The sequence below is a fragment of the uncultured Planktomarina sp. genome (assembly GCA_943788425.1).
Lineage (GTDB): Bacteria > Pseudomonadota > Alphaproteobacteria > Rhodobacterales > Rhodobacteraceae > Planktomarina.
This window is the reverse complement of sequence record CALSQF010000004.1, coordinates 180,066-204,705: the sequence shown is the minus strand read 5'-3', so window position 1 is coordinate 204,705 and position 24,640 is coordinate 180,066. Positions and strand designations below refer to the sequence as shown.

At 41.4% G+C, this 24,640-nt stretch carries 25 protein-coding genes; 5 read left to right on the top strand and 20 right to left on the bottom strand.

Annotation, left to right across the window (positions count from 1 at the left end):
- Positions 1 to 24: 24 nt before the first annotated feature.
- The 13 genes from ABLW18_RS04260 to flgB form a co-directional block, all read right to left on the bottom strand.
- Positions 25 to 867 (bottom strand): flagellar hook basal-body protein, encoded by an 843-nt coding sequence (locus ABLW18_RS04260; protein WP_347823616.1) that lies wholly within the window; start codon positions 865 to 867, stop codon positions 25 to 27.
- A gap of 95 nt (positions 868 to 962) precedes the next feature.
- Positions 963 to 2,231, bottom strand: coding sequence for a flagellar hook-associated protein FlgL (flgL, locus tag ABLW18_RS04255; protein WP_347823615.1), 1,269 nt, complete (start codon positions 2,229 to 2,231; stop codon positions 963 to 965).
- Between the two features lie 15 nt (positions 2,232 to 2,246).
- On the bottom strand, positions 2,247 to 6,584 hold the full coding sequence (flgK, locus tag ABLW18_RS04250; RefSeq protein ID WP_347823614.1) for a flagellar hook-associated protein FlgK: 4,338 nt from the start codon (positions 6,582 to 6,584) through the stop codon (positions 2,247 to 2,249).
- 9 nt (positions 6,585 to 6,593) lie between these two features.
- A complete protein-coding gene (locus ABLW18_RS04245; RefSeq protein WP_347823613.1) occupies positions 6,594 to 6,914 on the bottom strand; it encodes a rod-binding protein in 321 nt (106 codons plus the stop codon).
- Between the two features lie 12 nt (positions 6,915 to 6,926).
- The gene (locus ABLW18_RS04240) at positions 6,927 to 8,051 is read right to left on the bottom strand and encodes a flagellar basal body P-ring protein FlgI (protein ID WP_347823612.1); all 1,125 of its coding nucleotides are present in this window, start codon (positions 8,049 to 8,051) and stop codon (positions 6,927 to 6,929) included.
- A gap of 11 nt (positions 8,052 to 8,062) precedes the next feature.
- Positions 8,063 to 8,719: a flagellar basal body L-ring protein FlgH gene (locus ABLW18_RS04235; protein WP_108865027.1), complete on the bottom strand. Its 657-nt coding sequence runs from the start codon at positions 8,717 to 8,719 to the stop codon at positions 8,063 to 8,065.
- A gap of 8 nt (positions 8,720 to 8,727) precedes the next feature.
- Positions 8,728 to 9,516, bottom strand: coding sequence for a flagellar basal-body rod protein FlgG (flgG, locus tag ABLW18_RS04230; RefSeq protein WP_347823611.1), 789 nt, complete (start codon positions 9,514 to 9,516; stop codon positions 8,728 to 8,730).
- A 57-nt stretch (positions 9,517 to 9,573) separates the two neighbouring features.
- The gene (locus ABLW18_RS04225; RefSeq protein WP_347823610.1) at positions 9,574 to 10,329 is read right to left on the bottom strand and encodes a flagellar basal body rod C-terminal domain-containing protein; all 756 of its coding nucleotides are present in this window, start codon (positions 10,327 to 10,329) and stop codon (positions 9,574 to 9,576) included.
- A gap of 16 nt (positions 10,330 to 10,345) precedes the next feature.
- Positions 10,346 to 14,131 (bottom strand): flagellar hook-basal body complex protein, encoded by a 3,786-nt coding sequence (locus ABLW18_RS04220; RefSeq protein WP_347823822.1) that lies wholly within the window; start codon positions 14,129 to 14,131, stop codon positions 10,346 to 10,348.
- 115 nt (positions 14,132 to 14,246) lie between these two features.
- The gene (locus ABLW18_RS04215) at positions 14,247 to 14,939 is read right to left on the bottom strand and encodes a flagellar hook capping FlgD N-terminal domain-containing protein (RefSeq protein WP_347823609.1); all 693 of its coding nucleotides are present in this window, start codon (positions 14,937 to 14,939) and stop codon (positions 14,247 to 14,249) included.
- 13 nt (positions 14,940 to 14,952) lie between these two features.
- Positions 14,953 to 15,255, bottom strand: a complete 303-nt coding sequence (locus ABLW18_RS04210; protein ID WP_347823608.1) for a flagellar basal body rod C-terminal domain-containing protein — start codon at positions 15,253 to 15,255, stop codon at positions 14,953 to 14,955.
- Positions 15,218 to 15,316: a hypothetical protein gene (locus tag ABLW18_RS04205; RefSeq protein ID WP_347823821.1), complete on the bottom strand. Its 99-nt coding sequence runs from the start codon at positions 15,314 to 15,316 to the stop codon at positions 15,218 to 15,220. Before ABLW18_RS04205 ends, ABLW18_RS04210 begins: the two co-directional genes overlap by 38 nt.
- A gap of 59 nt (positions 15,317 to 15,375) precedes the next feature.
- On the bottom strand, positions 15,376 to 15,762 hold the full coding sequence (gene flgB / locus ABLW18_RS04200) for a flagellar basal body rod protein FlgB (RefSeq protein ID WP_347823607.1): 387 nt from the start codon (positions 15,760 to 15,762) through the stop codon (positions 15,376 to 15,378).
- Positions 15,763 to 15,841: 79 nt separating this feature from the next.
- Here flgB and ABLW18_RS04195 point away from each other — a divergent pair, with 79 nt between their 5' ends.
- Both ABLW18_RS04195 and ABLW18_RS04190 read left to right on the top strand, forming a co-directional pair.
- Complete coding sequence (locus ABLW18_RS04195; protein WP_347823606.1) at positions 15,842 to 16,327, top strand: hypothetical protein; 486 nt, start codon at positions 15,842 to 15,844, stop codon at positions 16,325 to 16,327.
- Positions 16,327 to 16,674 (top strand): hypothetical protein, encoded by a 348-nt coding sequence (locus ABLW18_RS04190; protein WP_347823605.1) that lies wholly within the window; start codon positions 16,327 to 16,329, stop codon positions 16,672 to 16,674. Before ABLW18_RS04195 ends, ABLW18_RS04190 begins: the two co-directional genes overlap by 1 nt.
- Here the strand turns inward: ABLW18_RS04190 and ABLW18_RS04185 are convergent, their stop codons facing one another.
- Genes ABLW18_RS04185 through ABLW18_RS04155 form a run of 7 tightly spaced genes read right to left on the bottom strand, consistent with a single transcriptional unit; the run spans position 16,675 to position 21,994 of the window.
- The gene (locus ABLW18_RS04185; RefSeq protein ID WP_347823604.1) at positions 16,675 to 17,094 is read right to left on the bottom strand and encodes a hypothetical protein; all 420 of its coding nucleotides are present in this window, start codon (positions 17,092 to 17,094) and stop codon (positions 16,675 to 16,677) included. It lies immediately after the preceding gene.
- A complete protein-coding gene (locus tag ABLW18_RS04180; RefSeq protein WP_347823603.1) occupies positions 17,091 to 17,795 on the bottom strand; it encodes a sigma-70 family RNA polymerase sigma factor in 705 nt (234 codons plus the stop codon). Before ABLW18_RS04180 ends, ABLW18_RS04185 begins: the two co-directional genes overlap by 4 nt.
- A gap of 2 nt (positions 17,796 to 17,797) precedes the next feature.
- Positions 17,798 to 18,589 (bottom strand): P-loop NTPase, encoded by a 792-nt coding sequence (locus tag ABLW18_RS04175; RefSeq protein WP_347823602.1) that lies wholly within the window; start codon positions 18,587 to 18,589, stop codon positions 17,798 to 17,800.
- A 4-nt stretch (positions 18,590 to 18,593) separates the two neighbouring features.
- Entirely contained in the window at positions 18,594 to 19,862 is a 1,269-nt protein-coding gene (locus ABLW18_RS04170) for a hypothetical protein (RefSeq protein ID WP_347823601.1), read from the bottom strand.
- A 30-nt stretch (positions 19,863 to 19,892) separates the two neighbouring features.
- Positions 19,893 to 20,174, bottom strand: coding sequence for an FHIPEP family type III secretion protein (locus ABLW18_RS04165; RefSeq protein ID WP_347823600.1), 282 nt, complete (start codon positions 20,172 to 20,174; stop codon positions 19,893 to 19,895).
- Between the two features lie 10 nt (positions 20,175 to 20,184).
- Entirely contained in the window at positions 20,185 to 21,048 is an 864-nt protein-coding gene (locus tag ABLW18_RS04160) for an FHIPEP family type III secretion protein (RefSeq protein WP_347823820.1), read from the bottom strand.
- Positions 20,990 to 21,994 (bottom strand): FHIPEP family type III secretion protein, encoded by a 1,005-nt coding sequence (locus tag ABLW18_RS04155; protein ID WP_347823599.1) that lies wholly within the window; start codon positions 21,992 to 21,994, stop codon positions 20,990 to 20,992. Before ABLW18_RS04155 ends, ABLW18_RS04160 begins: the two co-directional genes overlap by 59 nt.
- A gap of 245 nt (positions 21,995 to 22,239) precedes the next feature.
- Here ABLW18_RS04155 and ABLW18_RS04150 point away from each other — a divergent pair, with 245 nt between their 5' ends.
- The 3 genes from ABLW18_RS04150 (at position 22,240) to flgA (ending at position 24,618) form a co-directional block, all read left to right on the top strand.
- Positions 22,240 to 22,782, top strand: a complete 543-nt coding sequence (locus ABLW18_RS04150; RefSeq protein ID WP_347823598.1) for an LPP20 family lipoprotein — start codon at positions 22,240 to 22,242, stop codon at positions 22,780 to 22,782.
- A gap of 139 nt (positions 22,783 to 22,921) precedes the next feature.
- Positions 22,922 to 23,899 (top strand): hypothetical protein, encoded by a 978-nt coding sequence (locus tag ABLW18_RS04145; protein ID WP_347823597.1) that lies wholly within the window; start codon positions 22,922 to 22,924, stop codon positions 23,897 to 23,899.
- Positions 23,899 to 24,618 carry a flagellar basal body P-ring formation chaperone FlgA gene (flgA, locus tag ABLW18_RS04140; protein ID WP_347823596.1) on the top strand — a complete coding sequence of 240 codons (720 nt, stop codon included), beginning with the start codon at positions 23,899 to 23,901 and terminating at the stop codon, positions 24,616 to 24,618. The genes ABLW18_RS04145 and flgA overlap by 1 nt, the downstream gene beginning before the upstream one ends.
- The last annotated feature ends 22 nt before the right edge of the window (positions 24,619 to 24,640 follow it).

Genomic DNA, 24,640 nt, shown 5'->3' with positions numbered 1-24,640 from the left:
TCATCCTCTAGAAGCAGTATAAATCTATCGGGTCATTTTTTCTATCATATCAGAGTTAGTTTGCATCATCCTTGCTGATCCGTTAAATTGTTGTTGTGCCCGGATCATGTTTGTCATTTCCGTTGTGATATCAACATTAGAACCCTCAACATAGCCGGTCTCTAAATTGCCAAAACCTGACGAGTTAGGAATACCAATAAAAAATTTACCTGCGAGAGCCGCAGGCAAATATTTACCATCACCTAATTGTTTCAAACTGTTTGGATTTGAAAAGATAGAAAGTGGAATGGTTCCTACGACCGTATCGTCACCCCGCCCGAATGCAGCTAGAATATTGCCATTGCTTTCAATTCTAATGCTTGAAAGTGGCTCCTCGTTTTCTTCAATCGGAACCTGAATTTTTTCCAGTGCAGTCGCATCCAATTCTTCCAGATCCGCAGTGACACCGCCCACAGCAGGCAAGCCCAGAACAAAATCTCCATCTTCAGAGACCAAGAAACCTTCGGAATCGAGAGAAAAGGCTCCATTTCGTGTTAACTGAAAACCTAACTCACCATCTGCTAGCTCAACGTCTGCGTCTGCAGGGCGCTCTGTCATAAAATATCCGTTGCCCACAATCGCGGTATCTAACGCGCCGCCCATTTCGATTAAGGCACCTTGCGCATCACTGCGCCTTGTATGTTCAGCATTTGCACCATTACCAACAAGCGCTCTCTCGACGCCCCCTACAGTTCTACCAATGTAGAATTCGGAAAACGAAACGGAACTTTTTTTGTAGCCTATAGAATTTGAATTGGAAATATTATTTGAAATCATTGACAACTCCTGCATCGCAGTATCCATGCCAGATTTAATTATAGAAAACATTACTTAAGCTCCTCTTCTGGTATGTGAGAGCAATTTTTGTGCCAGAGCTAAGGAAAATATTAGACACATCAATTACGCAGTATATGTATGAAGGTCTATCCCATGAAGTCGAACAAATTCTTACTGCTTAGTCGGGAAAATGTTGCTTGCGCGGCCTCTTTGTTGGTCAACAATTCCTGAAGCTTAGTAAGTAACTCTGCCATATCTGCATCTTCAATTTTGGAAATATCTTCACTTAAGTCAACCAGGGTATTTTGCGTGCTATTAACAAAATTTTGAGCTGTACTAGAAGCCACACCCAACTCTGTACGCTTTGATATGAAATGTTCAAAAACATTGTGCAGTTTATTTTGAACGGCTAAATTCGATAGTGAAACTGGCAAAATTATTTCATCATTTGTATTTGAGCCAACTGTCTTTTGTACCCCAATCGATTGATCTGTTGTATTAGGCAAATCAGTAACAAAATTTGAGATTTTTAGGTCGATACCATTTCCCGAAAGTCTGATTTTATTAGCTGAAGACACCACTGCAGTTATACCTGACGCAGAAGTATGTGCGTTTATCGCAGCAACCAGCCCATTAAAATCGTTACCATAAACATGGGCTTTAATATTATATAATGCGCCATTAGCTGAAAGATCAAATTTATATTCGTTCATTTGTCCTGAAGCAGGCAGTACTACGTCCACAGCTGCTCCGTTTGAAAGCAAATTTGAAGATACTCCTGATGGCATGTTATGGTCGAGGCTTCTAGAAAATTCATCAAGAGCTTCAAATATAGAGAATTTTTCATTTCCGGAACCTGCAGATAGAAAAACTTCTCTGCCAGAAAAATTTTGTCTTAAATCGCTACTACGCGAAACTTGCAAAGTTTTGTTAACAGCTGAACCTACGTAGTTAACTTCACCTAAATTATTAATCTCAAAAGGTTTAGCTACCACTGACGTACCAGAAAAATACCCGTTTCCAAGAGCATCTTGTCCATTTGCAATGCTCAGGATTTCTTCTTTGATGCCAGCAATTTCAATTTGAAACAATTTTCGTTCTTCAGAAGTTAGAAAACCATTTGAACTCTCAATATGCATTTCTTTCAAACGCACCGAAGCATTCTGCAATTGTTCAAAACTTATATCAATTCTCTCAAGATCAGAAACTATCTGTTCGGCATTACTCTTGAACTGAGTGATCTCGAGTTTGTGTTCTTCCGATGCATTTAAGAGCGATATGTCTTGAATATCATGCTTTAATGATAAAGATTTTTTTCCCGTACTTACCTGAACTTGTAGATCACTAACCTCATTATTCAAGCGTGAAAAAAGATCTATATTTTTTTGATAAAATCCAGAAGTAGATATCGTCATATTATTCAACTCCCGCTACATTGATCGCAATAAGGTGTCTAGTAATTCACGAGCTGTAGTTAGCACCCGAGCGAGCGCCTGATAGGCCTGCTGTTGCTCCATTAAGCGTGCAGCTTCAGTATCGAGGTCAACACCTGTGAATTCATTTTTAATATCCACGGCCAATTGATAAGCTACTTGATTACTTTCTAACGTTTGTTGATTAGCCTGAATTTCTGCGCCTGTACTAGACACAATATTACCAAAAATTTCGGCATATCCACCAACACCAGTCTGATTATTGCTTAACGACGTATCTAACATATTGTTTAGATTGCTCGCATCATCAGCATTAGTTGATACTAATACCTTAAACGCGTCACCACCCGCTACTGCACCATCGAAGTCCAACGACAATCCCTGAAACGTAGTATTATTATCGCTAGCAATTGAACGCGTCCCCACAATATGCCCGGATTGAAAATCATAAATATCGATACTTGTTGGGTCCGCTTTGTTAACCTCGATAGAATATTCTCTTGTCTCGCTCGTCGTCGCAGTCTTTATTTCTCCAATAGCCAATGGATTGCGAGTGCCGCTCGAAATAAAAATTAAATCTTCACCACGCATTCCATCAATAGACAAAACTTCACTGGCCAACGAATTCACCGCCACACTAGACCTAACCCTTTGATCCCCAATATTTGAAATTCTCAAGCCATCATTAGAAGCTATGACCTGTGCCGATATCGTGGAAATGCCATAATTCTTAGAGACCGCATTAGATTTTATTCTTATGTTCTTATCCCTGGCAGGGTCGTCATTTACCACCACTTTCACACGAATTTGTGTTGCCACATTTGGGTTTACTTCCGTCGAAAAAGACATCCAGGACGGTAGAGAACCAGTCTTTAAAACTACAGTATTGTTTGATGTATTAAAGGATAAATCATATTCTGTATCTCCAATCATGAGGGAACCGATGTCATTGTTACTGGAAATATTTTGTGCAAAATACTTAGAATATATCTCAGTTTTAGATGTATTTGAGATATGAAAATCAGCGGCCGTTTGGCTGGTATTAGAAGACGAATAGGTAATGCCGTGCCCACTGACAACACCATTATTAGCCGTTGCAGTTAGCCGGATTCCAGAGCTATCCGATTCAAAATTCACTGTTAAACGATCTGCTTCAGGTCCAGTCACAACAAATTTGGAACTCGAAATGAGCTCCGAAAGGCCAGCTGAACCTGAATAAGTATTAGTGCCAACAATAACGTTAGTACCTTGAACTTGGACGTCGTCATCTATGTTTAACGTGGCGGTATATGTCTGTTCACCTATAGAAAATTGGATCTGCGATCCATCGCTAGGAAAACCATCCGTCAAGTCAAATGTGTCTCCAAAAAATACAGTAGATGTTGCCAGATCTCGTAAATTTGAAGCCAAATTACTAGAGATAACACCGGTAGAAAATTCATCAGCTTTCTGGGGCACAAAACTACTTTCTAAATTTCCAAACACTGGATCAGAAAGAGTTAAACTGTATTTTGATGCTGATGATACAACATTAATATTACTTGCATCCGCATACCCGCTGTCCAATTTATAATTTGCATAAAAACTGATATCAGTATGGTCATTTTCGATGTCAAAACTTTTACTGGAAAACCCCATATCAAAGGCTGAGTTAGTGCTGTTTAAATTGTTACCATTGTAGCTAGCCGTGAAGTCAGAGGTGCTTTTCATCTGCACATTGCCACCAATGACAAGGTGCTGCCCATCAGAAAGTGTCTTAGAATTTGTTAGCATTCTATCACCAAATCGATCTAATTGATTTACTGAAATTCCAACACCACTGTCTAAATTTACAGTTTTCAATGCGATATCGCCAGCGTCAACATGCTCTAAGATAACACCAGAATTTCCGCTCGAATAGGCTTTCACCCCAGTCGCATCTGAAAACGAGTTGATTTGACTTATTAAGCCAGCATGTGAACCATTTGATACAGTTGTACTAATTTGCACTGTAGATAAGTTGTTTCCAACCAACTCAAATTCCACTAAGCCGTTTGCAATCCCAGATAATTCAACCAAATTTGAAGCAGTGGCACTTATTCCCAAACTGCTAAGACCCGTTGATAGGTTTTTAGCAATTTGCCCCGCCATCATACCGCTTTCAAAGGTAACGCTAGCACTTCGGCCACTAGCGGTTGTTACCGAAACAGGACCAACCAATTGTGTTCGATTTGTTGGAAAGGCATTAGACGCATATACGGAAACATTATTATTAATACTGTCAGGAAAACCTGCGCCAGATAAAGAAATGACATCTAGACCTTCAGTTGTCTTTCTAGTGACATTAGCACCTGAAAAGCCTTCATTCGATGATGTTGGCAAATAATTCGCTCTATAAATTGCTTCGCTTGAAAATCCATTTTCTCGTGTCAGGTAACTTGTTACTTCATCCTGGCTTAATGTCTTTCCTGAAATTTGTATGCCTTCTTTGGTAAATACGCTCAAATCAGACAGGCCAGTATCCTCCCTGGCCAAGATACCAGAAACTCCACCTAATGAACCAGATTCTAACGCCGGAAAATTAGAATTTGACGCCTGCGCTGCCGAAGAAATTACGAAACTTGACCCCGATGCAACTGCATGAAGTCCAAGGTCCCTGAACGACTTTAAGGAACTATTTGAGACTATCGCCCCATTATTTAAAATTTCGGCCAGATCATTCGTTGTATCTAAGTCGTCAAATACAGACGAAATGTTAAAAGTATAGTTAGTTGAATTGAGGGTTACGCTTAATTGGTCAGATGAGCTTAATTGAGTTATGTCAGTAAAAATCCGTAAACTTGACTGTGATTTTAACATTGAGAGCTCTTCAATAGAGCCGACATTTTCAATTACGCCCAAAACACCTAAAGAGTTAAAACTTACTGGATTTGCTGCATTTCGTGTTTCTGAAAATAAGCTTTGTAGGTTGGAAATACCGAGAGGCGTACTCTCATTGAAATATCCAATATTTAAATTAGACGAGCCAGAGTTTTTAATGTCTGGCTCAACAAAATGAAGACCTGCTGCCGCTAATTTACTTGCATCAGAAATTAAAACTGCCATGTCAGCGCCAGAAGTATCAGTCACTTCTATGAAAAATTTATCTCCATTTTTTGGCTGTCCCTCAGCCAAAATACTTAACTCTCCAAGTTCTAATCGGGAGACAAAATTTGGTATGGATTCACCATTACTGCTGGAGACGCTCCAGGAGCCACCTTCCGCATTAAAAATCAATTGTAATTTTGACCCGACTAAACTGTCGTTAAAACCCTCTACCCTTAACGAACTATCCCCTCTATTTGCAGCAGCTTTTTGTACAGATACGGAATCTAAACTGAACAAATCAGTTCCCCGGTCTCCATTTAAATCCAAACCCATACGATGTATTGAATTCATCTCCACTACAAATTTTTGAGCTAGAGCATTTACTTCAGAAATAGTTTTTCCAGTTAAATTATCGGCAGACACCAATCCAGCCAATTGCCCTGAAGAGAAATGGATGCTGGAGAGATTTCCATTCGGACCATTTAGATACGACTTGATCCCATGATCATCTGTTTTAAAGGAAATTTCGTTAAAGGAATTACCCTCCAAAAGCGTTGCGACCTCACCAAATTTACCCAGAGATACCGTAACACCACCATTTTTATGATATTCAACACTAATGTCAGCGAGCTGGCTTATGTTTGAAAGTAGGCTATCCCGCTTATCTAAAAGAGAGTTTGGGGGCCCACTTTTATTCGCATTCCCTAATATTTCATTCTGTATGTTCGAAAGGTTGCGTAAGTTAGTATTGAACTCTCCTGCCGCAAGGGACAGGGTGTCGTGCGTGAGCGTTCGAAGATCACTAAGTCCAGAATGTAATTGCGAAATCTCTCTCGAAACAGCCTTCGCTCCAGTAAGCGCTAATGTTCTGAGGTTCATATCAGAAGGGTCTTGAGCAAGGCTATTAATACCGTCAAAAAATTCACCTATGCGGGTACCAACTGTGGCACCTTTAGGTATCAGTACATTTTCAAGGCGGTTTAAAATTTCAGACTTTGATTTCGAAAATGAGAACGACGAGGACGCATTTTGTAATTGTAGATCTAGAAACTGGTCGAATGCTCTAGTGATGCCTCCCATTCGCACACCCAAGCCACTTGTTTTGGAAATTGTCAAAACATCAGCACTAGCTACAGTAATTTCCTCAATTGAAGCATCTCGCCTCGCGTAGCCCTCCGTGCCAACGTTTGCAATATTTTGACCTGTAGCTGCTAGGCTACTTTTGTATGCGCTAATGCCGGCCTTACCAATATCAAATAAGTCTCCCATTTTGGCGCCCTATTTAACCAAATCAGTTCGCAACTGACGGACGATCACATCTCTTAAGCCTAAGTTAAAAGATGTGCTTCCAGCCTGAGACAGTTCACTATCAAACATCTCTTGAAAGTTATCACTTGCGGTAGAACCTAGAAGGTCATCGCTCAATTTGCTTTGACGAGCCTGATCGAGAAACATTTTAAGAAATATTGCTTCAAACTGGCTGGCTGCCTCCTCTAATTCTGTTAAATTTTGCAGTTTGGCTCCACCCGCGGGATCCATATTTAATTTTGACGTTGTAAACTTGGTCAACATTTCCGCTTGGTTGGGAATATTAGTCACTTAACTACACTCCTATATCACAATCAATTCAGCATTGAGAGCTCCAGCCTCTCTCAATGCTTCAAGTATTGCGACCAAATCTGATGATGTTGCTCCCACTGCGTTGATTGAATCAACGATGTCGCTTAATGAAACTCCCTGACCGAATAGAAACGCTTTGGCCACTTCTTCTTCAACTTCTATTTCAGTATCTGGATTTTCCACTGCAGGGCCTGCATTTGCGTTGGCGCCTGCACCAACGGCCAAAGCATCTGCTTGATCAACATTTACATCTTCATTTACCGTAACCTTTAGGGATCCGTGCGCAACAGCCGCCGCCATAACTTTAACATCACCACTTATAACTATAGTACCAGTTCTAGAGTTGATAATTATTTTTGCAGGCGGTGAAGCTTTCTCAACTTCTAAATTTTCTAACATTGAAACAAAGCCGACCTTTTGACTTGGATCATTTGGAGCCCGAACGCGAATACTGTTTTTATCCAACGGCATAGCCATTTCATCGCCAAACGTTTCATTTATAACTTGCGAAATATTCAATGCAGTTGAGAAATCACCTTGATGTAAATTTAAAATTACGAAATCAGTATCAAGAAACGCTGTTTCCACCATTCGCTCAACCGATGCACCCCCAGGTATGCGTCCAACTGTTGGTATATTAACTGTTAAAGATGAATTATCCGCACCCTCAACTCCCAATCCGCCAACCACCACATTTCCCTGAGCAATAGCGTATGTCTCTCCATCAGAACCCAGCAAAGGCGACATCAAAAGTGTACCGCCTTTTAATGATTCCGATCCGCCGATTGTGGAAACTGTAACATCGATAGTTTGCCCAGGTTTAGAGAAAGGCGGCAACTCCGCCGTCAACATAACTGCTGCCGCATTGTCACCGTTAAATCCATCTAATGTACTTGTAATCCCAAATCGAGCTACGAGGGACTGCATAGATTGCAATGTAATCCCGGTATTACCATCCCCAGATCCAGCTAGTCCCACTACGATCCCATAGCCCACAAGCTGGTTTGAGCGTATGCCCGCAAGTGAGGTAATGTCTTTTATTCTATCGGCCTGTGCAGGCAAAATAAAAGACTGGAAAAGTCCACAAAACAGAAGAAGGCTGATTAATTTTTTCATTGGGACAACTCTTATAAAGGATTAATTGTATCAAGGATCTTGCTGTACCAACCCTTTTTACCTGATGCAGCGATGTCGCCAGCGCCAATGTATTGAATATTTGCGTTTGCTATACGGTCAGACGACACAATATTTTTTTCATTAATGTCTTTTGGCCTTACAATGCCATGAACCCGAATATACTCATCACCGTTATTCAAAGTGAGCTTTTTTTGACCTAAAATTTCGAGATTTCCATTCTGGAAAACGCGCACTACGTGTACTGAAACTTGTCCATTCAAAGAATTTGATTGCGCTGACGAGCCACTACCAGAAAAAGTATTTGCCAAACTAGAACCCAATTTTGTGGATAACTCGGGAGTGCCTAGTGCAGTCGGCAAAGAAATCGAACTGTCGTTTGATTTCGCCGTGGCTGCATTTTGTGATTTTGTCGCTTGAAAACTTTCTGCAAATTGGACCGTAATAATGTCGCCAACCATTTGAGCTCTACTTTCCATAGAAAATAGATTACCCCTGGTCGCATTAAAGATTGTACCCGAACGATTATTTGTTTCCACGAGAGGCATTTCTTGAGGATACATTGGTTCAAAGTCGATGCTTACACGATCTGCATTATGCTGGGCGCAGCCAGAAAGCATAATCACTAAAACTGGAACTATTTTATGCATAATTTTGCCTATAAATTATTTGAAATGTAACGCATCATTTCGTCCACAGCGGTTATGGATTTTGAGCTAACTTCATAAGCACGCTGTGTTTCAATCATATCTACTAATTGCTGCACCACATTTACATTTGAGCCCTCTACAAATCCCTGGATGACGGAGCCAAAACCACCATCTAAGGGCGCGCCCTCCTGTGGCTGACCGCTCTCTGATGATTCAACCAAAAAGTTCTGTCCAATTGGAAGCAGACCACGCGGATTTCCAAAATTCACAAGAGAAATCTGGCCCACCTCTTGCGCAAAAGCGTTTCCAGCCACAGTAACATTAACGGCCCCATTCGCTGCAATATTAATATTTGTTGCGTCCTCTGGGATTTCGACCTGTGGCTGAACGACATAACCGCTAGCTGTAGTCAGCAAACCCTCTGCATTACGCGAAAACGCACCGTCCCGCGTATAACCAACCCTACCATCTGGCAATAACGCTTGGAAAAAGCCTTCACCATCAATTGCAAGATCAAGCGAATTATCCGTAGCGACTAGGCCACCCTGGGTGAAAAGTTTTTGAGTACTCACCACCTTCACACCAGTACCCACCGCAAGTGGAGACGTCAGTGACGTATCATCAGCAGTCTGTGCTCCAGCTTCTTTTATTACTTGGTAAAAAAGGGTTTCAAAATTTGCCCGGTCACGTTTAAAGCCAGTGGTATTAACGTTGGCCAAATTGTTCGCAATTACCTGCATTTTGAATTGTTGGGCATTTAGCCCAGTTTTTGCCACGTGCATTGCGGTTGTTGACATTTCTTCGACCTTTCAACTGACTTACGCAGTAGAAAAGCAAGGATCGTGCCAAACAAATTATGTTGGTAATCCCATCAATTTTGTACCTGATTTATCAATCTCTTCAGCCTGCTTAATCAATTTAACATTTATTTCAAATTGTCGCTGCATATCCATGTTGAATACCATCTCTTCAATTGCATTAACGTTGGAACCCTCCAAAACCCCCTGGGCAAATAAACCAGACTGATCTACGTCAGGCACAGAACCATCCAAGTTACGAATTTTGCCATCTAAACTCTTAGTCAAGCTGTTGGACGGTGGGGATGCAGAACCCAAAAATCCAATACTGGTGAAGTCACCCGGCAAAGCTCCAGGCTGATGTACTAATACCTCGCCGTTATCACTGAACTTCATAGCCGTAAACGGAGGCAAGACTATGGGCTGCAGGCCATCAGACAATACAAGGTTACCAACACCATCGACGAGACGATTTTCAGTATCAACACCAAAGTCACCACGTCGAGATAGTGCAACTTCGCCATCCGGTGGTTGGATGAATAAATACGCACCATTCAACAAGGCAACATCAGTTTCTACACCAGTATTTTGAAGTTGTCCTACCTCACTAGAGAAAATTCGATCTCCCGTTTCCAGCGGGAATATTCTCGCTGTGGCTTGGTTCAAAGACGACAAAAACCCAGCGTTACCCTCGTTAGGTAAATCTCGACGAAAGCCTGGCACATTAGCATTTGCCAAGTTATTGGCCAAATCAAATTTAAGATCTTTTAGACCCGTAATTGAGCTTAATGCCGTTTGAACCATTCTATCCATAGCGTAGAACCTTTAATTATAGCCTAATGTTAATAATAGTCTGCGTCATGCTAGTTGTAGTTTCCATTGCCTTTGCCGCAGCTTGGTAATTCCGTTGGGCGGTTATTAAGTTTACCAGTTCTTCCGTAATGTCCACATTGGAACGCTCCAGAGAACCCGAAAGAATATTTCCAAACCCATCCTCAGCAGCTTCACCTAGTTCTGGATCACCACTCGCAGCCGTCGACGTAAACGTAGAATTACCAATTTGCTTGAGCCCACTATTGTTACTAAAGTTAGCGATGATTATTTTACCCAAGCTTACATTTTCACCATTCGAGTATCCTGCCAGAACATTTCCATAGTTATCAATTTCCAGATTCGTTAACCGACCAGACGCAGCTCCATCTTGGCTAACGTTTTGCGCAGAAAATGGTTGTGCAAATTGAGTGGCTTCAGAAAAATCAACCGTGATGCTAGCGTTTGGTAATCCGTCATAACTTACTTTAGTTATTGGACTAATTAATTCTCCAGCCTTGTTAAAGGTAAGCTCTCCATCATCCAAATATAAAGGATAAAAATCTTCAACGATGTTATCAGCAAAGTCATCTGTGCGCGTAGTGATCTCACCGGTAGGTGACACAAACAATGGACGCCCCAAATTATCTGTAGCTTGCGTCGGTGTCTTTATTTCAGTGGTGTTTCCTATTCCCAATGGAATATCTTGCAAACCAAATCGCAGAGCGCCATCAATTTTAAAAGTCGATGTGTCACCCATTGTACCTGTTGTGAACACAAAATTATTGTTCGCAGCATTGTAGCTAACATCCACACCACCGACTGGCTGCCCCGTAATCGGATGCTGCATTTGATTAATCCTTGCTTCCAAAGCGGTAGCCATCGTTATGCCAGTATAGTTTTTCTCTGGCAGTTCAATGAACGCACTTACTCCATTGACAACAACATTAAATCTATTCTCGTCGCCCACAGTCGTAAGTGTGAAGGCATTTTGCATGTCAATAAGTGCCTCAGCTCCCGTCGCAACCGCTGGAGTAGATCTGATACCAGTAGCAGCAGTATAGCCAACCTCACCCTCACGTGGAAAGCCAAGGACCTGGTTTGTACCCGCACCAATCTTGTGCGCCGTGTATGCTGCTGCATCAGTGGGGTCTTTTTCCCCCAAGATGGTTAATTTATAGCGCCCAATGCTAATGTCAGACTTAGATTGGTTCGCAGAAACACCTTGCACGCTGTTGGCTGCTAGCGCCTCACCAGTAGACCCACTCTTAAATTCAAATGCATTATTGACGGTATCAAAATAAACATCCATGCCGAAGCGCTGGTTTTGAGCCTGCACAGCAGGACCATCATTTATAAATGAGTTGCCAATCGCTTTATCGTCGCCCGCAAGGCTAACGTCTTTATTATTGCCGTAGGCCTGAATACCTATACCGTTCGTGCCTGCTGAAAGAACCTGACTATAGACAGTAAAGTTATTCATCCCAAGGCCAGTGCCCAGTCCCAACTGCGCGTTATCAGCATCAAATGTTAATCGTTGTTCTTTATCATCATAATTAATTTTTATTGCAGGATTTCGATCATCAACCCAATTAGTGCTCAACGTATTTGTATTGAGTCCCAAAGTAGACAACGCTTGGCCAGACGCTAGTGTCCCGGTAAAAGCCAGCGCAGCTCCACCAGCATTTGTTGTTGTGGTTTGGGCCGCTGTTCTTTTAGCCGATGCGCCGATTTCTTGGACAACAATCTTATTGGTATAAAAAGCTTCATTTACACCATCCACTAGGCCCTCAGTATCCTCAAAATATGCGACAATGTGATCTGACGGTTTTGCTAGAACTTGGATTGGACGCTCGGTAGATGCGTTAATGGCCGGGAAGGTCGCACCATTCATAGCATAATCTAATGTTACTCTGTAATGGTTAGAAGACGCCCCAGTTGTTGTCACTTCTGTGACTGCAATATCTTTGTCACCAAACATGGCTGTCATCGCACTTGTAGTTTTACCACCAGCAGGAAATTGCATAAACCGAACCGTTTCAGGCGTAAGTGTGAACCCAGACGTCGGAACCTCAAAATATGGTTTTCCGGCATGTGGTGTGCCAGCGGCGTGAACACCAAATCCACCAGCCAGTCTTGCTGCGACATTGTTATCATATGCTTTTACGGTAGGTATATTAGCAGCAGCGCCTGTCGCGTCATTCGAGTAAGCTAAATACCTTGAAGTAGTCACTACATTGCCACCAGCATCATTGGTTTTGTGAGTTACAGTTGCAATATCATTACCTGTAATTCTTGCCACAGGAATACCCGCAGCAGGGATAGCGGTGTTGGGAATTACACCAGATACGAGTTTTTTGAACAATCTACCATCAGCATTAAGGGCTGCAACATTTGCTGCATTTACGCCAGCGGCGCCCGCCCCGCCAACTTCATGAATATACGCATTCAATTCATCATTTATCCGAACCTGTGCGTGGCTTAAAAAATTTGTTTGAGTCATGCCAGCCTTAGCTTCCGCTGCGGTGTTGACTATAGATGCCTCATGCAAGTCTACTACAATCGGCGTTGCAAGCCCAGTAGACAATCCGTCACCAGTCGTAACCTTCAAATCAATACTAAATTTATTATCGACATCGTCAGTTAGCTGAATTTTTTTATCGTCTCCAAACGCATTTTTAGTAGCCACTTCAACCGCCGCAGCCAATTGAGTGCCGTTATATGTCCCAGGAGGGATGTCAATTGAGACTGGACCGCTTGCATCTACGTCAACTAAAAGAAAATCTTTGCCCCAAAAAGTTGATCCAGTTGGATTTGCTGTACCGTTAAGACTTTGATATTCACGAGTGGCCTTAAATTGAAGTGGATCAGTTACAATCGTGACAGTTCGGCCATCACCCAAGAATGTTTCAATCCCATTCGACTTAAGGGTCGCAGGCGTTGAATCAGTGGCAGCTCCAAGGGCATCAGCCTTATAAAGAGGAAACCCCTTACCCTCTAAAATGTAGGCGGGATCCTGCGGGAGGTTAGTTTGTTGCCCAAATTTATCAATATATAAAGCGGCCTCTTGCGGATCAACAGCACGTGTAAGTCTAGGAGTTATCTCCAGGCCATCCACCATTAATTTAGTATCATACTTAAACGTTGGATCCGCATCTGTAGAACTTTGCGTTTTCAAATAAAATACAGTAGCGGATTGAGGATTCCCTGAACGATCAAAAATAGTCACCGATGAGTTGGATGTGTATGTTTCAGGATCGTCTGGATCAAAAATATTATCCGCAGGCAATACTGGAGAGTCAGACGAAAGATTTACGCCCATTGACATCGTGGTAGTTTGCTTCGGCTCACCATACTCAGACTTCAATTGTAGCTTATTTGACCCGGACAACGTTTTGTCAGACACAGCACCATCGTCATCCACTGGATAACCCAACAAAAATTGGCCGTTACTGTCGACTATGAAGCCATTGTCATCGACGTTGAATGCACCATTTCTTGTGTAGACAGTTTGCTGCGCGTTACCGCCAGCTTGCAATGCAAAAAATCCTTGCCCCGAAATTGCCATGTCCAATGAATTGGAAGACGTAGCTATATTACCTTGCGAAAATTGTTGGGTAATAGACTTTGTTAGTGTACCAACACCAACTGACTTAGCCTGCAGGGGAGTAGACCCATAAATATCACCAAATTCTGCCCGGCTTTTTTTAAAGCCATTTGAGCCAACGTTAGCGATATTGTTTGAGGTTGTGGAAATATCGGTCTGTGCGCCTTTGAGGCCGGTAAGTGCGGTATAAAACGACATCAAGTCACTCCTTGCAGAAACTTAGTTCAATTCTTGTTGGATAAGTCGATGCAATATACATGCCAAAACTAACCAACTAATTATTTTTGGAGCCAGATGCTCCTTGGTAGTTAACTTATCTAAAGTTGACGGCGTTGCTGACGTCCATTTCACCGAAGTCTTCAACATCGATAAGAACACTTTCAGAATTCCCAGACCCTATAGAAGCGGACAACACTCGTGCATAAACAGATGGGTTCAATTCCTGCGGACCTTCACCGAAGTTTATGGTGGCGTTAATTTGAATGCGGCGATTAGAGTTTTGGATTTCTTCAGGAATATTTTTCCACGAAAAACCAACTAAACCAGCAGCCTGTGGTCCTAAATCCATGACATTGAGTTCTTCCCCACTGTCAGCGTCACTTATCACAACCCTGGCTATGCTTGTTGCCTGAGGTAAATCTAATACACCATGCACTTCACCATTCTCGTCGGGCCTGGATACATTCCCTGGAACCAAGACTGAGTGGCCTAACAGGTTTGTAGCAGTTGCAATACGGCCCTGATCAAACTTATCCACAAGAGTTTTCAATGACGAATTAACTTCTTCAATGCCTGTCACTGTGGAGAATTGCGCCATTTGGGCAATAAAATCGCCATTATCCATTGGAGCAAACGGGTCCTGATTTTGCAACTGAGTGGTCATCAGCTTTAAAAAATCTGACTGCCCTAATGTATCAGAGCTGCCTTGTTTAGCGTCTGTGTTTTTAGATATTCCTAATTTTTCGAAAAGCGCAGTTTGAGCTGCAGACGGATCAATTGACGACATAATGTTTCTAACCTCACTTACCCATGCTAATTGTACGCATCATCAAGCCACGCAACGTTGTGACCATTTCTACGTTGTTTTCGTATTGCCGAGACGCCTCTAGCATCTCTACTAATTCTTCATCTACGTTCACCGCTGCAGTATATATGAACCCATCTTTGTCGGCCTTTGGATGTCCAGGCTGATATGACTTTTCAGCGGGCCGATCGACTGTAATAATTTCATCAACGTCAACGGAAGACACACCAGTCTTTTGAACATCATCTGCATAAACTGATTTAAACACTGCCTTTACTGGCTTTGTAGGCTTCGGCATCAGAAGACGCGACAGTTCTTGCGTTGGCTAAATTACTCGCGACTGTGTTAAGACGCACCATCTGGGCGGACATGCCCCTACTCGGCGATACGTCGAAAATGTTTTTAATATCCGACAAGCTTATTCTCCTTTAATGGCCGACATTAAGCCGCTGAATTTTCTGTTTAAAAATTCCAAAGAGGTTTGGTATCGCATTACATTTTCAGAAAACTGCATCTGCTCAACGTGGAGCTCTACAGTGTTACCATCAACAGACGGGTTTACTGATTGTCGAAATTGAGCCGCCTCATCACCACTTCCAGTATAGAATTTAAAATGACGTTCATTAGAAACATTTACAGGCCCAACATCCATTCGAGCCCGCAGAGCCTCATTAAAATCAATATCCCTAGCCTTAAAGTTCGGTGTCGCAGAGTTCACAATATTGGATGCCAAAATTTCATTTCGTTTGGATCGCAGATTTAATGCGTCCGCATGCGTCTGTATATGATTTGCTATCGACTTCATTTTACGATCATCACTTGCAATGTTACGTTTGGTGTGGATGTTGCAAGGAGTGTGCCAACTAATCAGTGGAGATCTAGAGATGAATGAGGACAACGATAAATCACTCTCAGCGGTAATGCTAAAGGCACGCAATAAAATTTTAATTGAATTTGGAGACTACTCCTTTGACCAAGCTCTAGATGAAATCAAAAATTCTCTAGCTACGGAAAAAGATCGTGCCAAGCGGCTGACACTATTATCTGCTAAAAGCTGGATTATTCGAAACAAGGTTTACGCAATGATGCACGAACCATTCGTGTATTCACTAAATGAATTAGAAAATACAAATATTTTTTCCGACTTCGAAGCCGATGATTCAAGTGGTCTTAACGGTCTGTTTGATGACGATGACGATGGCGATGGCGATGGCGATGGCGATGGCGATGGCGATGGCGATGTTCAGGTAACAATAACCAAAACAACAACTCATAATGGTGTAAAATTACTAAAAGACATGGTCGTTTCGGTTAGCAAGGATGATGCCGATAAATTAGTTTCAGATAAAAAAGCAAAGTATTTTGAATAATGCGCAAAGACTTCATCTTAATATTATTGACCTTAGTTGGGCTGGCTTATATCTTCATTTCTATGACGAAAAATACGCGCTTCGAAAGTAATTTGATTAGCTGCGCAAACGGGCAGGTTAGTTTCCAGATTACTTATAAAAAATTAAAAAGCGATATGTTTGTAAATTTTGAAAAACCTGATGAAGAAATTACGACATTTAAAATAACAAATTTAGACGGTGAGAATTTTCACTTTGAGCACCAGCTATCAAAATTTAAAATTAACTTAGATGAACAAACTGCGATCGAAACCCGCAGTGGAGAAAAATTAATCTACAAATGTGCATTGGAAAGCTTCAAAATGTGACTAAAATAGTGGACGTCGCCAAGAAATGTCAAAAATATCTACGGTAAAGTCTTCGTTTCCGATTTTAATCTCTCCATTCTTAATTTCTCTTCTTTTTGCAATTTTCAAGTATAAAGAAATCGGCCGAACGGGTTCCCCACCACTGCATATTTTTTCTAATTTTTCAAAATTTTTATAATGTACAAATATTTCCGCCGTAACCAAAGGTCGAACAGAACGAAAACACATTTGTCCAATTATAGGGTCGTTTGAGTCCGATTTCCTAAAGACCATATTACAATTATATGTCGGTAGTGATGATATTTCGCTTGAAAGCACTATTTCGGCATCATTTTTCAGGCTTGTTAAAACTATCTCAGCGCTTGTGACAGTTAATTGCAATTTTTCAAAAATTGATGTCAGCGGGAGGACCTCCATCAAGCTATTTCCAATTCTATTTTTTCACGCAGTGCGGCTATAGCCGCCGATTTAATCTGAGAAACTCGGCCGGTACTGACAGACAGGATTTCCGCAATTTCATAGACATTTAACTCTTTAACATAATAAAGCTCGATAACTAAAATCTGTTGTTTAGTTAACTGTCCAATAGCTTGTCGCAAATATTTCTTAAGCTCTCCATTGAATATTTTATCCTCAACATTTGGCTCCACAGAAAAAATAAAGTCACCGTATAATTCTGTTACCTCATCAATACTCTGGTTCTGGTTTGCTGCAAAATTTTGCTCCCACCGTGACAACTCAACCGATGTAATTTTTAGTTCTTTAGCAACTTCGTCTGCATCAGGAATACGGCCAAGTTTTAGTTCCAATATGCGTTTCGCTTTATCAGTATTTTGCTTTTGCTTGACCGTCGTTCGGCAAAGGTTAGATATCTTACGAAGATAATCCACTATCGAACCTTTAATACGCATTCGAGCGTAGCTTTCAAAGGCAACGCCTTCTCTATTCTCGTACTTGTGAGCAGCCTCAATTAGACCCATCATTCCCACTTGCAAAAGATCCTCAACTTCAGCAGCCTTTTGAACCCGTCCAGCATAAAAATAGGCGTATTTTTTGACTAGCCCAGTATTTTTTTCAATCAGGCGGTCAGCTGGAACTTTGGTATTATACGGGTTTGACATTTTTAATATCCAGTTTCTGAACTAAAAAAATGAATGCCAGACTTCTTTTGCTTTGGGACCTTATTAAGATTATTTGTAATTACATCTAAGCATGTTCCAACTTGTTTTTTGGTCTTCTTATCAAGAATGAACGGTTTGCGCGCAATAATGGACTGCACAACGTCGTTTGATCCAGGCATCCAACCTGCGAAAGCTAATTGCACCGGGAAAAATTTAAGTACTATTTTCTCAAAACTTTTAAAATCTCTGAATGCAGATGTTTCATTTTTTGCCATATTAATAATTATTGAAAAGCGGCTGACCCCTTTCTCAATATGTAGCGCTTTCAAAAAGGCATATGCATCCATAAAACTGGTTGGCTCACCAACCACGGTTATCACGACCTGGTCTACTGCTGCAGCAAATTCAATGCTAGAATTTGACGCGCCAGCAGGCGTATCCACAATCAAATAATCAAGATCATTTTCCAGCACATCAAGAGATCTAATAATTTTCCAACGCTGCTCTGTATCAAGGTTTAATGTCTCAAGTGTACCAGAACCACCTGGAATAAGTTTCACGCCACCATGTGAATTACAAATTATATCATCAAATGAATTACTACCTGATAAAAAGTCAGAAATGGTATTATCCGCCTTTACACCCATCATAATGTTGGCATTTGATAATCCAAAGTCGGTGTCCAAAACCGCCACCTTAAACCCCATGAGAGCTAAATTTATAGCAGAATTTACTGCAAGACAGGTCTTACCCACCCCTCCTTTACCACTGACAAAAGCTAATGACTTCACCATTGGATTACAAACCGTCCTGTCTGACAATATCCAGCAAAAAATCCTCGACAACAGAAATTTTCGCGAAATCAAGGCCATCTTCCAAAATCTTCAAACCAGAAAAAAATTGAATTTTTCTTCCCAAATCAAAGACCGCCGACAATTCAGAAATTGAAACTTCAAGCAAATCCATTTTTGTGAGCGCGACACTCAAATTAGGTATTTGCAATATTTCTAAAGCTTGTCGTACTGCATCGTAACTTTTGCCCACTTCAAGTGTGTATATCACGCTCACCTGCGGCTTATGCTCCAGCGCTTCTAACCTCATTAAAACTGAATTCAAAAGATCCATCGGACCCTCATAATCCACTATTAGCCTGCTACCATCTAAGGCAATATCTTGCCTTTTTCTAAACAGTGAAGTTACGTTTGCATCCGAACTAGACTTGAACAATGAATTTAGGTCACCTGAAAGAGGATCAGAGATGACCCTATTATTTTGCAAAATAAGAGTACTATTCTGTGCAGCTGTATGCGTTGGCAGAAATTTAGCGAGTTTTTTAGACAATAACGTTTTTCCAGATCGCTCAGCACCGCAAACTAAAATAATTTGGCTCGCATCAAAATCTTTACTTTTCCCTTGGACAACTTGCCTAGTGAATTGACGCATCAGGTCATGTAATTCAAGATTTGGCTCGTTTTTATCTATCAGGGTAGTTGCAGTTCTATTGCTGAAGCCAAGCATTTTCATTTTTGCATTAATTGATAATGATGTATCTCTTTGCTGACCAAGAGCGATCGTTTCGTCCACCAAAAACTGTAGTTCACTAAGCTTTTGTTGGAATGCAATAGCAAGATCTGATTTTTCAGACCTGTTTTCACCAAGTGCAGACCGGTTTGGTTCATTATAATCAATTGGCTCTTGGTTATCTGATTTATTCTCATATTTAGATACTTCAGCATCAACGAGTTCAGAAAACTTTTCAGTAGTGTTACTATAGGGCGGCTCAGATAATAACTTACTTTCCTGACGCGCCATAGCCTTTTCTTTTGCTTTTAAGTTTGCAGCCTCGATTTGCTCTTCAGATAATAACCTATTTTCCAGACGAGCCTTCGCCTTTTCTTTGGCTTTTAAGTTTGCCGCATCTATTTGGTCTGGCTCATTTGTCGCCAATATCTCTATCATTCCATCACGGCGTGTAGTAGACAAAATAAGGGCATCAGGCCCGAGCTTTTTTTCCACTTCATCCATTGCTAGTGAAGTATCCACGGCGGTAATTTTCAATTCTGGCATGAGGAACACTCCAACATAATATTATCTCTCTTACTCAATTGCATCAAAACCTCCAACTGTGAATGCTATTTCTACACTTCGGTCTTCAGGTAATTCTAAGAAACTCAAAACATTTATCGACGGCAATTGAGATCTAACAAACCTTGCCACATGCTTACGAATTTGCGGCGCAACAATAAGAAACACGGGCTTTCCTTCGCTGTTAAATTTTTCCGATGCATCATTAAGGTTCGAAAGTATTTTTTTAGCAAGAGTTCCCTCAATCAAAAGCATTTTTTCGTCAGGATTTTGCCTTACAGTGGTCAAAATCATTTGTTCAAGTTCAGGAGAAAATGTAATTAACGGAATAGTATCCCTGAATTTCAGAGAGTTTTTGAATTAATAACGGCACTAATTTGGGGCGGATGCGCTCAGCTATGTCATCACTATCCATCTTTTGGATATTCATTGAGCTTAAACTTTCAAGAATTAATCTCAAATCAGATATTGGCACCCCTTCCTCAAGTATGCACTTCATGACTGACGTAACCTGATTAAGGGGCATCACTTTGGGAACTACTGTATCCACTAAATTAGGATATGATACTTTCAAATTATCCAACAACTCTTGGACTTCTTCCTGGCCCAATAAATCTGATGCATAACTATTAATAATCTGGTTCAGGTGAGTTGTTAAAACATCTTCAGGCTCAACAATCACATAGCCTTTGGCTTCGGCATCAGCCTGAAGTTCTTTATCAATCCAATATGCATCTACACCAAAAGCTGGTTCCTTAACCTTTAGACCAGATAGCTCAAGATTAGTACTGTCGCCGGCTATCGCTAATTTTTTATCCGCATAAATAAGGTCATCCGCCACAATTTTTTGGCCAATCTTTATCTGATACTGAGACCCCTCTAAGTTTAGATCATCACGAATTCTCACCCCCGGAACGATGAATCCCAGTGCCTTAGAAATTTCTTTCCTCAAGCGAGTAACTTTAGGGACCAAATTATCTGCTTTGCTTTCATCCACGAGCGGTACCAGCCCATAACCAATATTGACAGAAATCTTTGCCGCATCTTTTACGTCTGCTAGTCCAAATTCCACCTTTTCGGTTGAATCCTCATCGTCTTCACTAATCACTTCACCAGATAATGCAGAAACTTCCGTTCTTCGAGAATTCCACGCAAGAACCCCACTGATTACGGCAAAGCCAATAAAAAGAGATATTAGGCATGCCTGGTACCAAACCTAATGCTAGCATCACCAAAGAAGTCGGCAGCCAAGCCGCTGAAAGGTTCACCTGACGGGTTATGTGTTCAGACATGTTTTCTGACGAAGACACACGAGTGACTATAATTGCTGTCGCTATCGAAAGTAACAATGACGGGATTTGTGCTACCAGTCCGTCTCCTATTGAAAGCAGAATGTAAAATTCCGCTGCTTGGGCAACGTTTAAGTCATGTTGAGCAATTCCAATTATCAGGCCACCAACCACATTAATTGCTAAGATCAGTATGCCGGCAATTGCATCCCCTTTTACAAACTTGGAAGCACCGTCCATTGAGCCGTAAAAATCTGCCTCTTTAGATACCTCAGCTCGACGATCTGTCGCTTCTTCTGGGGTCAGAACTCCAGCATTGAGATCAGCATCAATCGCCATTTGTTTTCCAGGCATAGCATCCAGCGTGAATCTCGCTGAAACTTCAGACACCCTCCCAGCACCTTTTGTGATCACGACTAGGTTAATAATAACCAGAATAGCAAATACAAACAGGCCGACAGCATAATTGCCCGCCACAATGAATTCTCCAAAAGCCTGGATAACTTTACCGGCCGCATCAGCCCCATTATGGCCCTCTGACAAAACTATCCTAGTTGAGGCCACGTTTAAACCTAGCCTCAACACAGTTGCTAATAGTAATAAATTTGGAAAAGAAGAAAAATCAAGTGGGCGATGGGTGTGCAGTGCAACCATTAAGATGAGTAGAGAAATCGTGATGTTAAAAACAAAAAATATGTCTAGCAAAGCGACCGGCAATGGCAATACAAGCATTCCAACCAAAGCGAGAATGCCAACGGGCAGCAATGAACCTGACATTTTTTTGATGTCGCCCATTGAAAACCCTATGGCCTGGCTCTGCTGCATGTGTAACGTCCTCAATACCGTCAAATTAATGACAAACTAAATCGCTGATAATACGAGTTAATTATTAATTAACGGGCACCAACAGCGCTTGATGTTTATCTATATGCATAAAACGTGCCATACCGCGATTCTTCGCGTAATATCATGCGTTTGATTATCTTTAATTGAAGGTAAAATTTTTGATTTTTTTTTTGGCACAGTTGTTGCTACGATTTGCACGATGAATATTTTGAAAGGAATGTACAATGCGCTCAACAACTATTCCAATGACTATTGGCATTTTAGCTACTAGCATTTTCGTATCAGCTTGTGATACCACAGGAATTCCGTTTTTACCATCAACAGATAACTCTCAACACTCCAGGGCTACTTTGAAGTCAAAACGGATTGGCCTTCAAAACACCCAAATGATCCTTGCAGAGAGCACACTTGCAAGCGCTCCAACTTACGTTGCCCCGACAATCAAAGCGGTTGGCTTTTCATCAATAGCGGTTCAACAATCAAAAAATTTAAACCAACGCAGGCTAATGGCAATTCGTGCGGCCAGACTAGATGCTTATCGTGTCCTAACCGAACAGATACATGGCGTGCAATTAGATGGCCAGACAACCGTTGCAGAAGCAATTCTAACCTCGGACGTTATGAGCGCAGCAGTTCGAGGCACTATAATGGGAGCAGAAACCGTTAAGATTGAACCCTCAGGTCAAGACACTTACTCTGTCGAACTATCAATTAGCCAAACTCATGTGGATCGCCTCATCAAACTGTACAAACGTGGTGTACTGTAGTGGTATGAACATTTGATGAAGAACCTTCCAATACTTTTTTGTTTTGTGTTAATGGCACTTTCGACTTCGGCGCATGCCGAGCGTTTCGTCGTAGAGTCGGAGGGAACTGCGCTCAAGACTGCAGAGCTTCCCATATAGCGTGTACGAAGCTCGTGCCATTTCCAACGCACTGCAGTTAGTCCTGCAAACCGGTGCTCAGTCTTTGGATAGTTTTTCTCTAGTAGAAAATGGTAAGGTGTTATTTGATCAGATTTCTGCACAATCGAATGTACAAATTGCTGGCTATCGAGTGCTATCAACAAAGGACCATGGAGATAAAGTTTCAGCGCGCCTTGAGATATTGCTCCTGCCAGAAAATCAAAATGAAACCCAAATTAGCTGTCGTCAGCCAAATAACCTTGACCTAGCTTTTAAATGGCAGGGGTTCTCCATAAAGAAATCACTGCCATTCTGGGTGCAATTTGATGAACTGTCACTAACGCAGACAATAGAAGCGATGATGGCTACCAACAGCAAATTCAACTTCCAAGAAAATAATCCTTACCGTTCCACGACCTCATCGAGCTATTCACTATATGAAAATGAAAATGCACCCGTAAGGTCGACACCAAACTATTTGCTTACACTTTCACTGGATCTAGACGTCAAGACAACTAACCTTCTCCAACGGAAAAAGGTTTTGTCAGTGAAAGCTCAATCTGAATTATTCCGAAAATCTCAAGCTTTGAATGGAGCGGAATCTAAAACAGAGATTGAGATTGAGAAAAGCGGTATGTTTGTTAGTGGCTCTAATTCTAGGCGACGAGACTCGGAAAGTATTCAGGCGGCGGTCTTTGAATTGGCATTGGAGTCAATCACTCAAACTTTGCAGCACTTAGAATGCATAGATTTTAGTGGGAAAATAAAACTTAAAAATAAAAATTTGGAGATCGATTATGGCCTGCAAGATGGGTTGTCGCCAGATGATATTTTTAGCTCTCTACAGTCTGGCACTCAACAATACTACTTCACCGTTAAGCAGATGAATAATACTTCAACAACTCTGCACGCACTTACACAGGGTAAAACTGGAAAGTCTTTTGACGGATTAAGCATTAAATTGCTGGAACGTTACTAATGCAAATATTTATCAAGATATTTACCGTTTTTCTGATTACTACGAATACTCAAATGCTTTGCGCTGAGGAAAGGTTGATTTTTGGTGCAGACATCAAAAAAATTGCCCAAAGCTATTTGGCTGAGAATGACGTATACAATGAAATTTTGGTTTCTGAAAAGCGCGCCTATTTTCCGTGTAATGAAAAAATATTGATAACGCAAAAAAACCCTAGTAGCTGGCACACGCTCAAAGCGTCATGCGGCGAGCCGGCTCGCTGGTCTATTTCCTTTAGAACGCAAGACAGGGCAATAAAAAGTGAACAATTAAGGCATAATAATCTTTCAAACAGTGCGCAGATTGTGTTTACAAAACTTAATATCCCAAAAGGTAAGGTGATTGAACCAGCTGATGTCGTGATGAAATGGGCTGACTCTCAAACTGCGCGGGGCGCATACGTGACGCTCGATAATATCGTTGGTCAAAAAGCAAAACGGAATTTGTCTAGGGATACCGTTATAAAGGCTCGACACATATTGGCGAAGAACGCAGTCAATAAAAATGATGCGGTTCTGATAATATCTGGATCAGCTGCAATAAGAATTGTAACCTATGGAGAGGCGCTTTCTGACGGAAAAGTAGGTGACATGGTCTTGGTTAGAAATTCATCTTCATTAAAAGAATTTAAAGCCATAGTGACCGCAGAAAAAAAAGTTTCGCCGCTAGCTAACATAAATTAATGCCTTGTCGTTAAGAGACTCG

Bases quoted from the DNA above. Each gene is read 5' to 3' on its own strand.
- ABLW18_RS04215 (WP_347823609.1), bottom strand. From the start codon at position 14,939: ATGTCGTCAATTGATCCGTCTGCAGCTCAAACTGCGCTTTTCGAAAAA.
- flgG (WP_347823611.1), bottom strand. From the start codon at position 9,516: ATGTCAACAACCGCAATGCACGTGGCAAAAACTGGGCTAAATGCCCAA.
- ABLW18_RS04170 (WP_347823601.1), bottom strand. From the start codon at position 19,862: ATGCCAGAATTGAAAATTACCGCCGTGGATACTTCACTAGCAATGGAT.
- ABLW18_RS04240 (WP_347823612.1), bottom strand. From the start codon at position 8,051: ATGAAAAAATTAATCAGCCTTCTTCTGTTTTGTGGACTTTTCCAGTCT.
- flgK (WP_347823614.1), bottom strand. From the start codon at position 6,584: ATGGGAGACTTATTTGATATTGGTAAGGCCGGCATTAGCGCATACAAA.
- ABLW18_RS04210 (WP_347823608.1), bottom strand. From the start codon at position 15,255: ATGCCGAAGCCTACAAAGCCAGTAAAGGCAGTGTTTAAATCAGTTTAT.
- ABLW18_RS04205 (WP_347823821.1), bottom strand. From the start codon at position 15,316: ATGGTGCGTCTTAACACAGTCGCGAGTAATTTAGCCAACGCAAGAACT.
- flgL (WP_347823615.1), bottom strand. From the start codon at position 2,231: ATGACGATATCTACTTCTGGATTTTATCAAAAAAATATAGATCTTTTT.
- ABLW18_RS04220 (WP_347823822.1), bottom strand. From the start codon at position 14,131: ATGTCGTTTTATACCGCACTTACCGGCCTCAAAGGCGCACAGACCGAT.
- ABLW18_RS04165 (WP_347823600.1), bottom strand. From the start codon at position 20,174: ATGATTTTGACCACTGTAAGGCAAAATCCTGACGAAAAAATGCTTTTG.
- ABLW18_RS04175 (WP_347823602.1), bottom strand. From the start codon at position 18,589: ATGGTGAAGTCATTAGCTTTTGTCAGTGGTAAAGGAGGGGTGGGTAAG.
- ABLW18_RS04180 (WP_347823603.1), bottom strand. From the start codon at position 17,795: ATGTCAAACCCGTATAATACCAAAGTTCCAGCTGACCGCCTGATTGAA.
- ABLW18_RS04235 (WP_108865027.1), bottom strand. From the start codon at position 8,719: ATGCATAAAATAGTTCCAGTTTTAGTGATTATGCTTTCTGGCTGCGCC.
- ABLW18_RS04155 (WP_347823599.1), bottom strand. From the start codon at position 21,994: ATGCAGCAGAGCCAGGCCATAGGGTTTTCAATGGGCGACATCAAAAAA.
- ABLW18_RS04150 (WP_347823598.1), top strand. From the start codon at position 22,240: ATGCGCTCAACAACTATTCCAATGACTATTGGCATTTTAGCTACTAGC.
- flgA (WP_347823596.1), top strand. From the start codon at position 23,899: ATGCAAATATTTATCAAGATATTTACCGTTTTTCTGATTACTACGAAT.
- ABLW18_RS04225 (WP_347823610.1), bottom strand. From the start codon at position 10,329: ATGGATAGAATGGTTCAAACGGCATTAAGCTCAATTACGGGTCTAAAA.
- ABLW18_RS04190 (WP_347823605.1), top strand. From the start codon at position 16,327: ATGCGCAAAGACTTCATCTTAATATTATTGACCTTAGTTGGGCTGGCT.
- ABLW18_RS04195 (WP_347823606.1), top strand. From the start codon at position 15,842: ATGAATGAGGACAACGATAAATCACTCTCAGCGGTAATGCTAAAGGCA.
- flgB (WP_347823607.1), bottom strand. From the start codon at position 15,762: ATGAAGTCGATAGCAAATCATATACAGACGCATGCGGACGCATTAAAT.
- ABLW18_RS04260 (WP_347823616.1), bottom strand. From the start codon at position 867: ATGTTTTCTATAATTAAATCTGGCATGGATACTGCGATGCAGGAGTTG.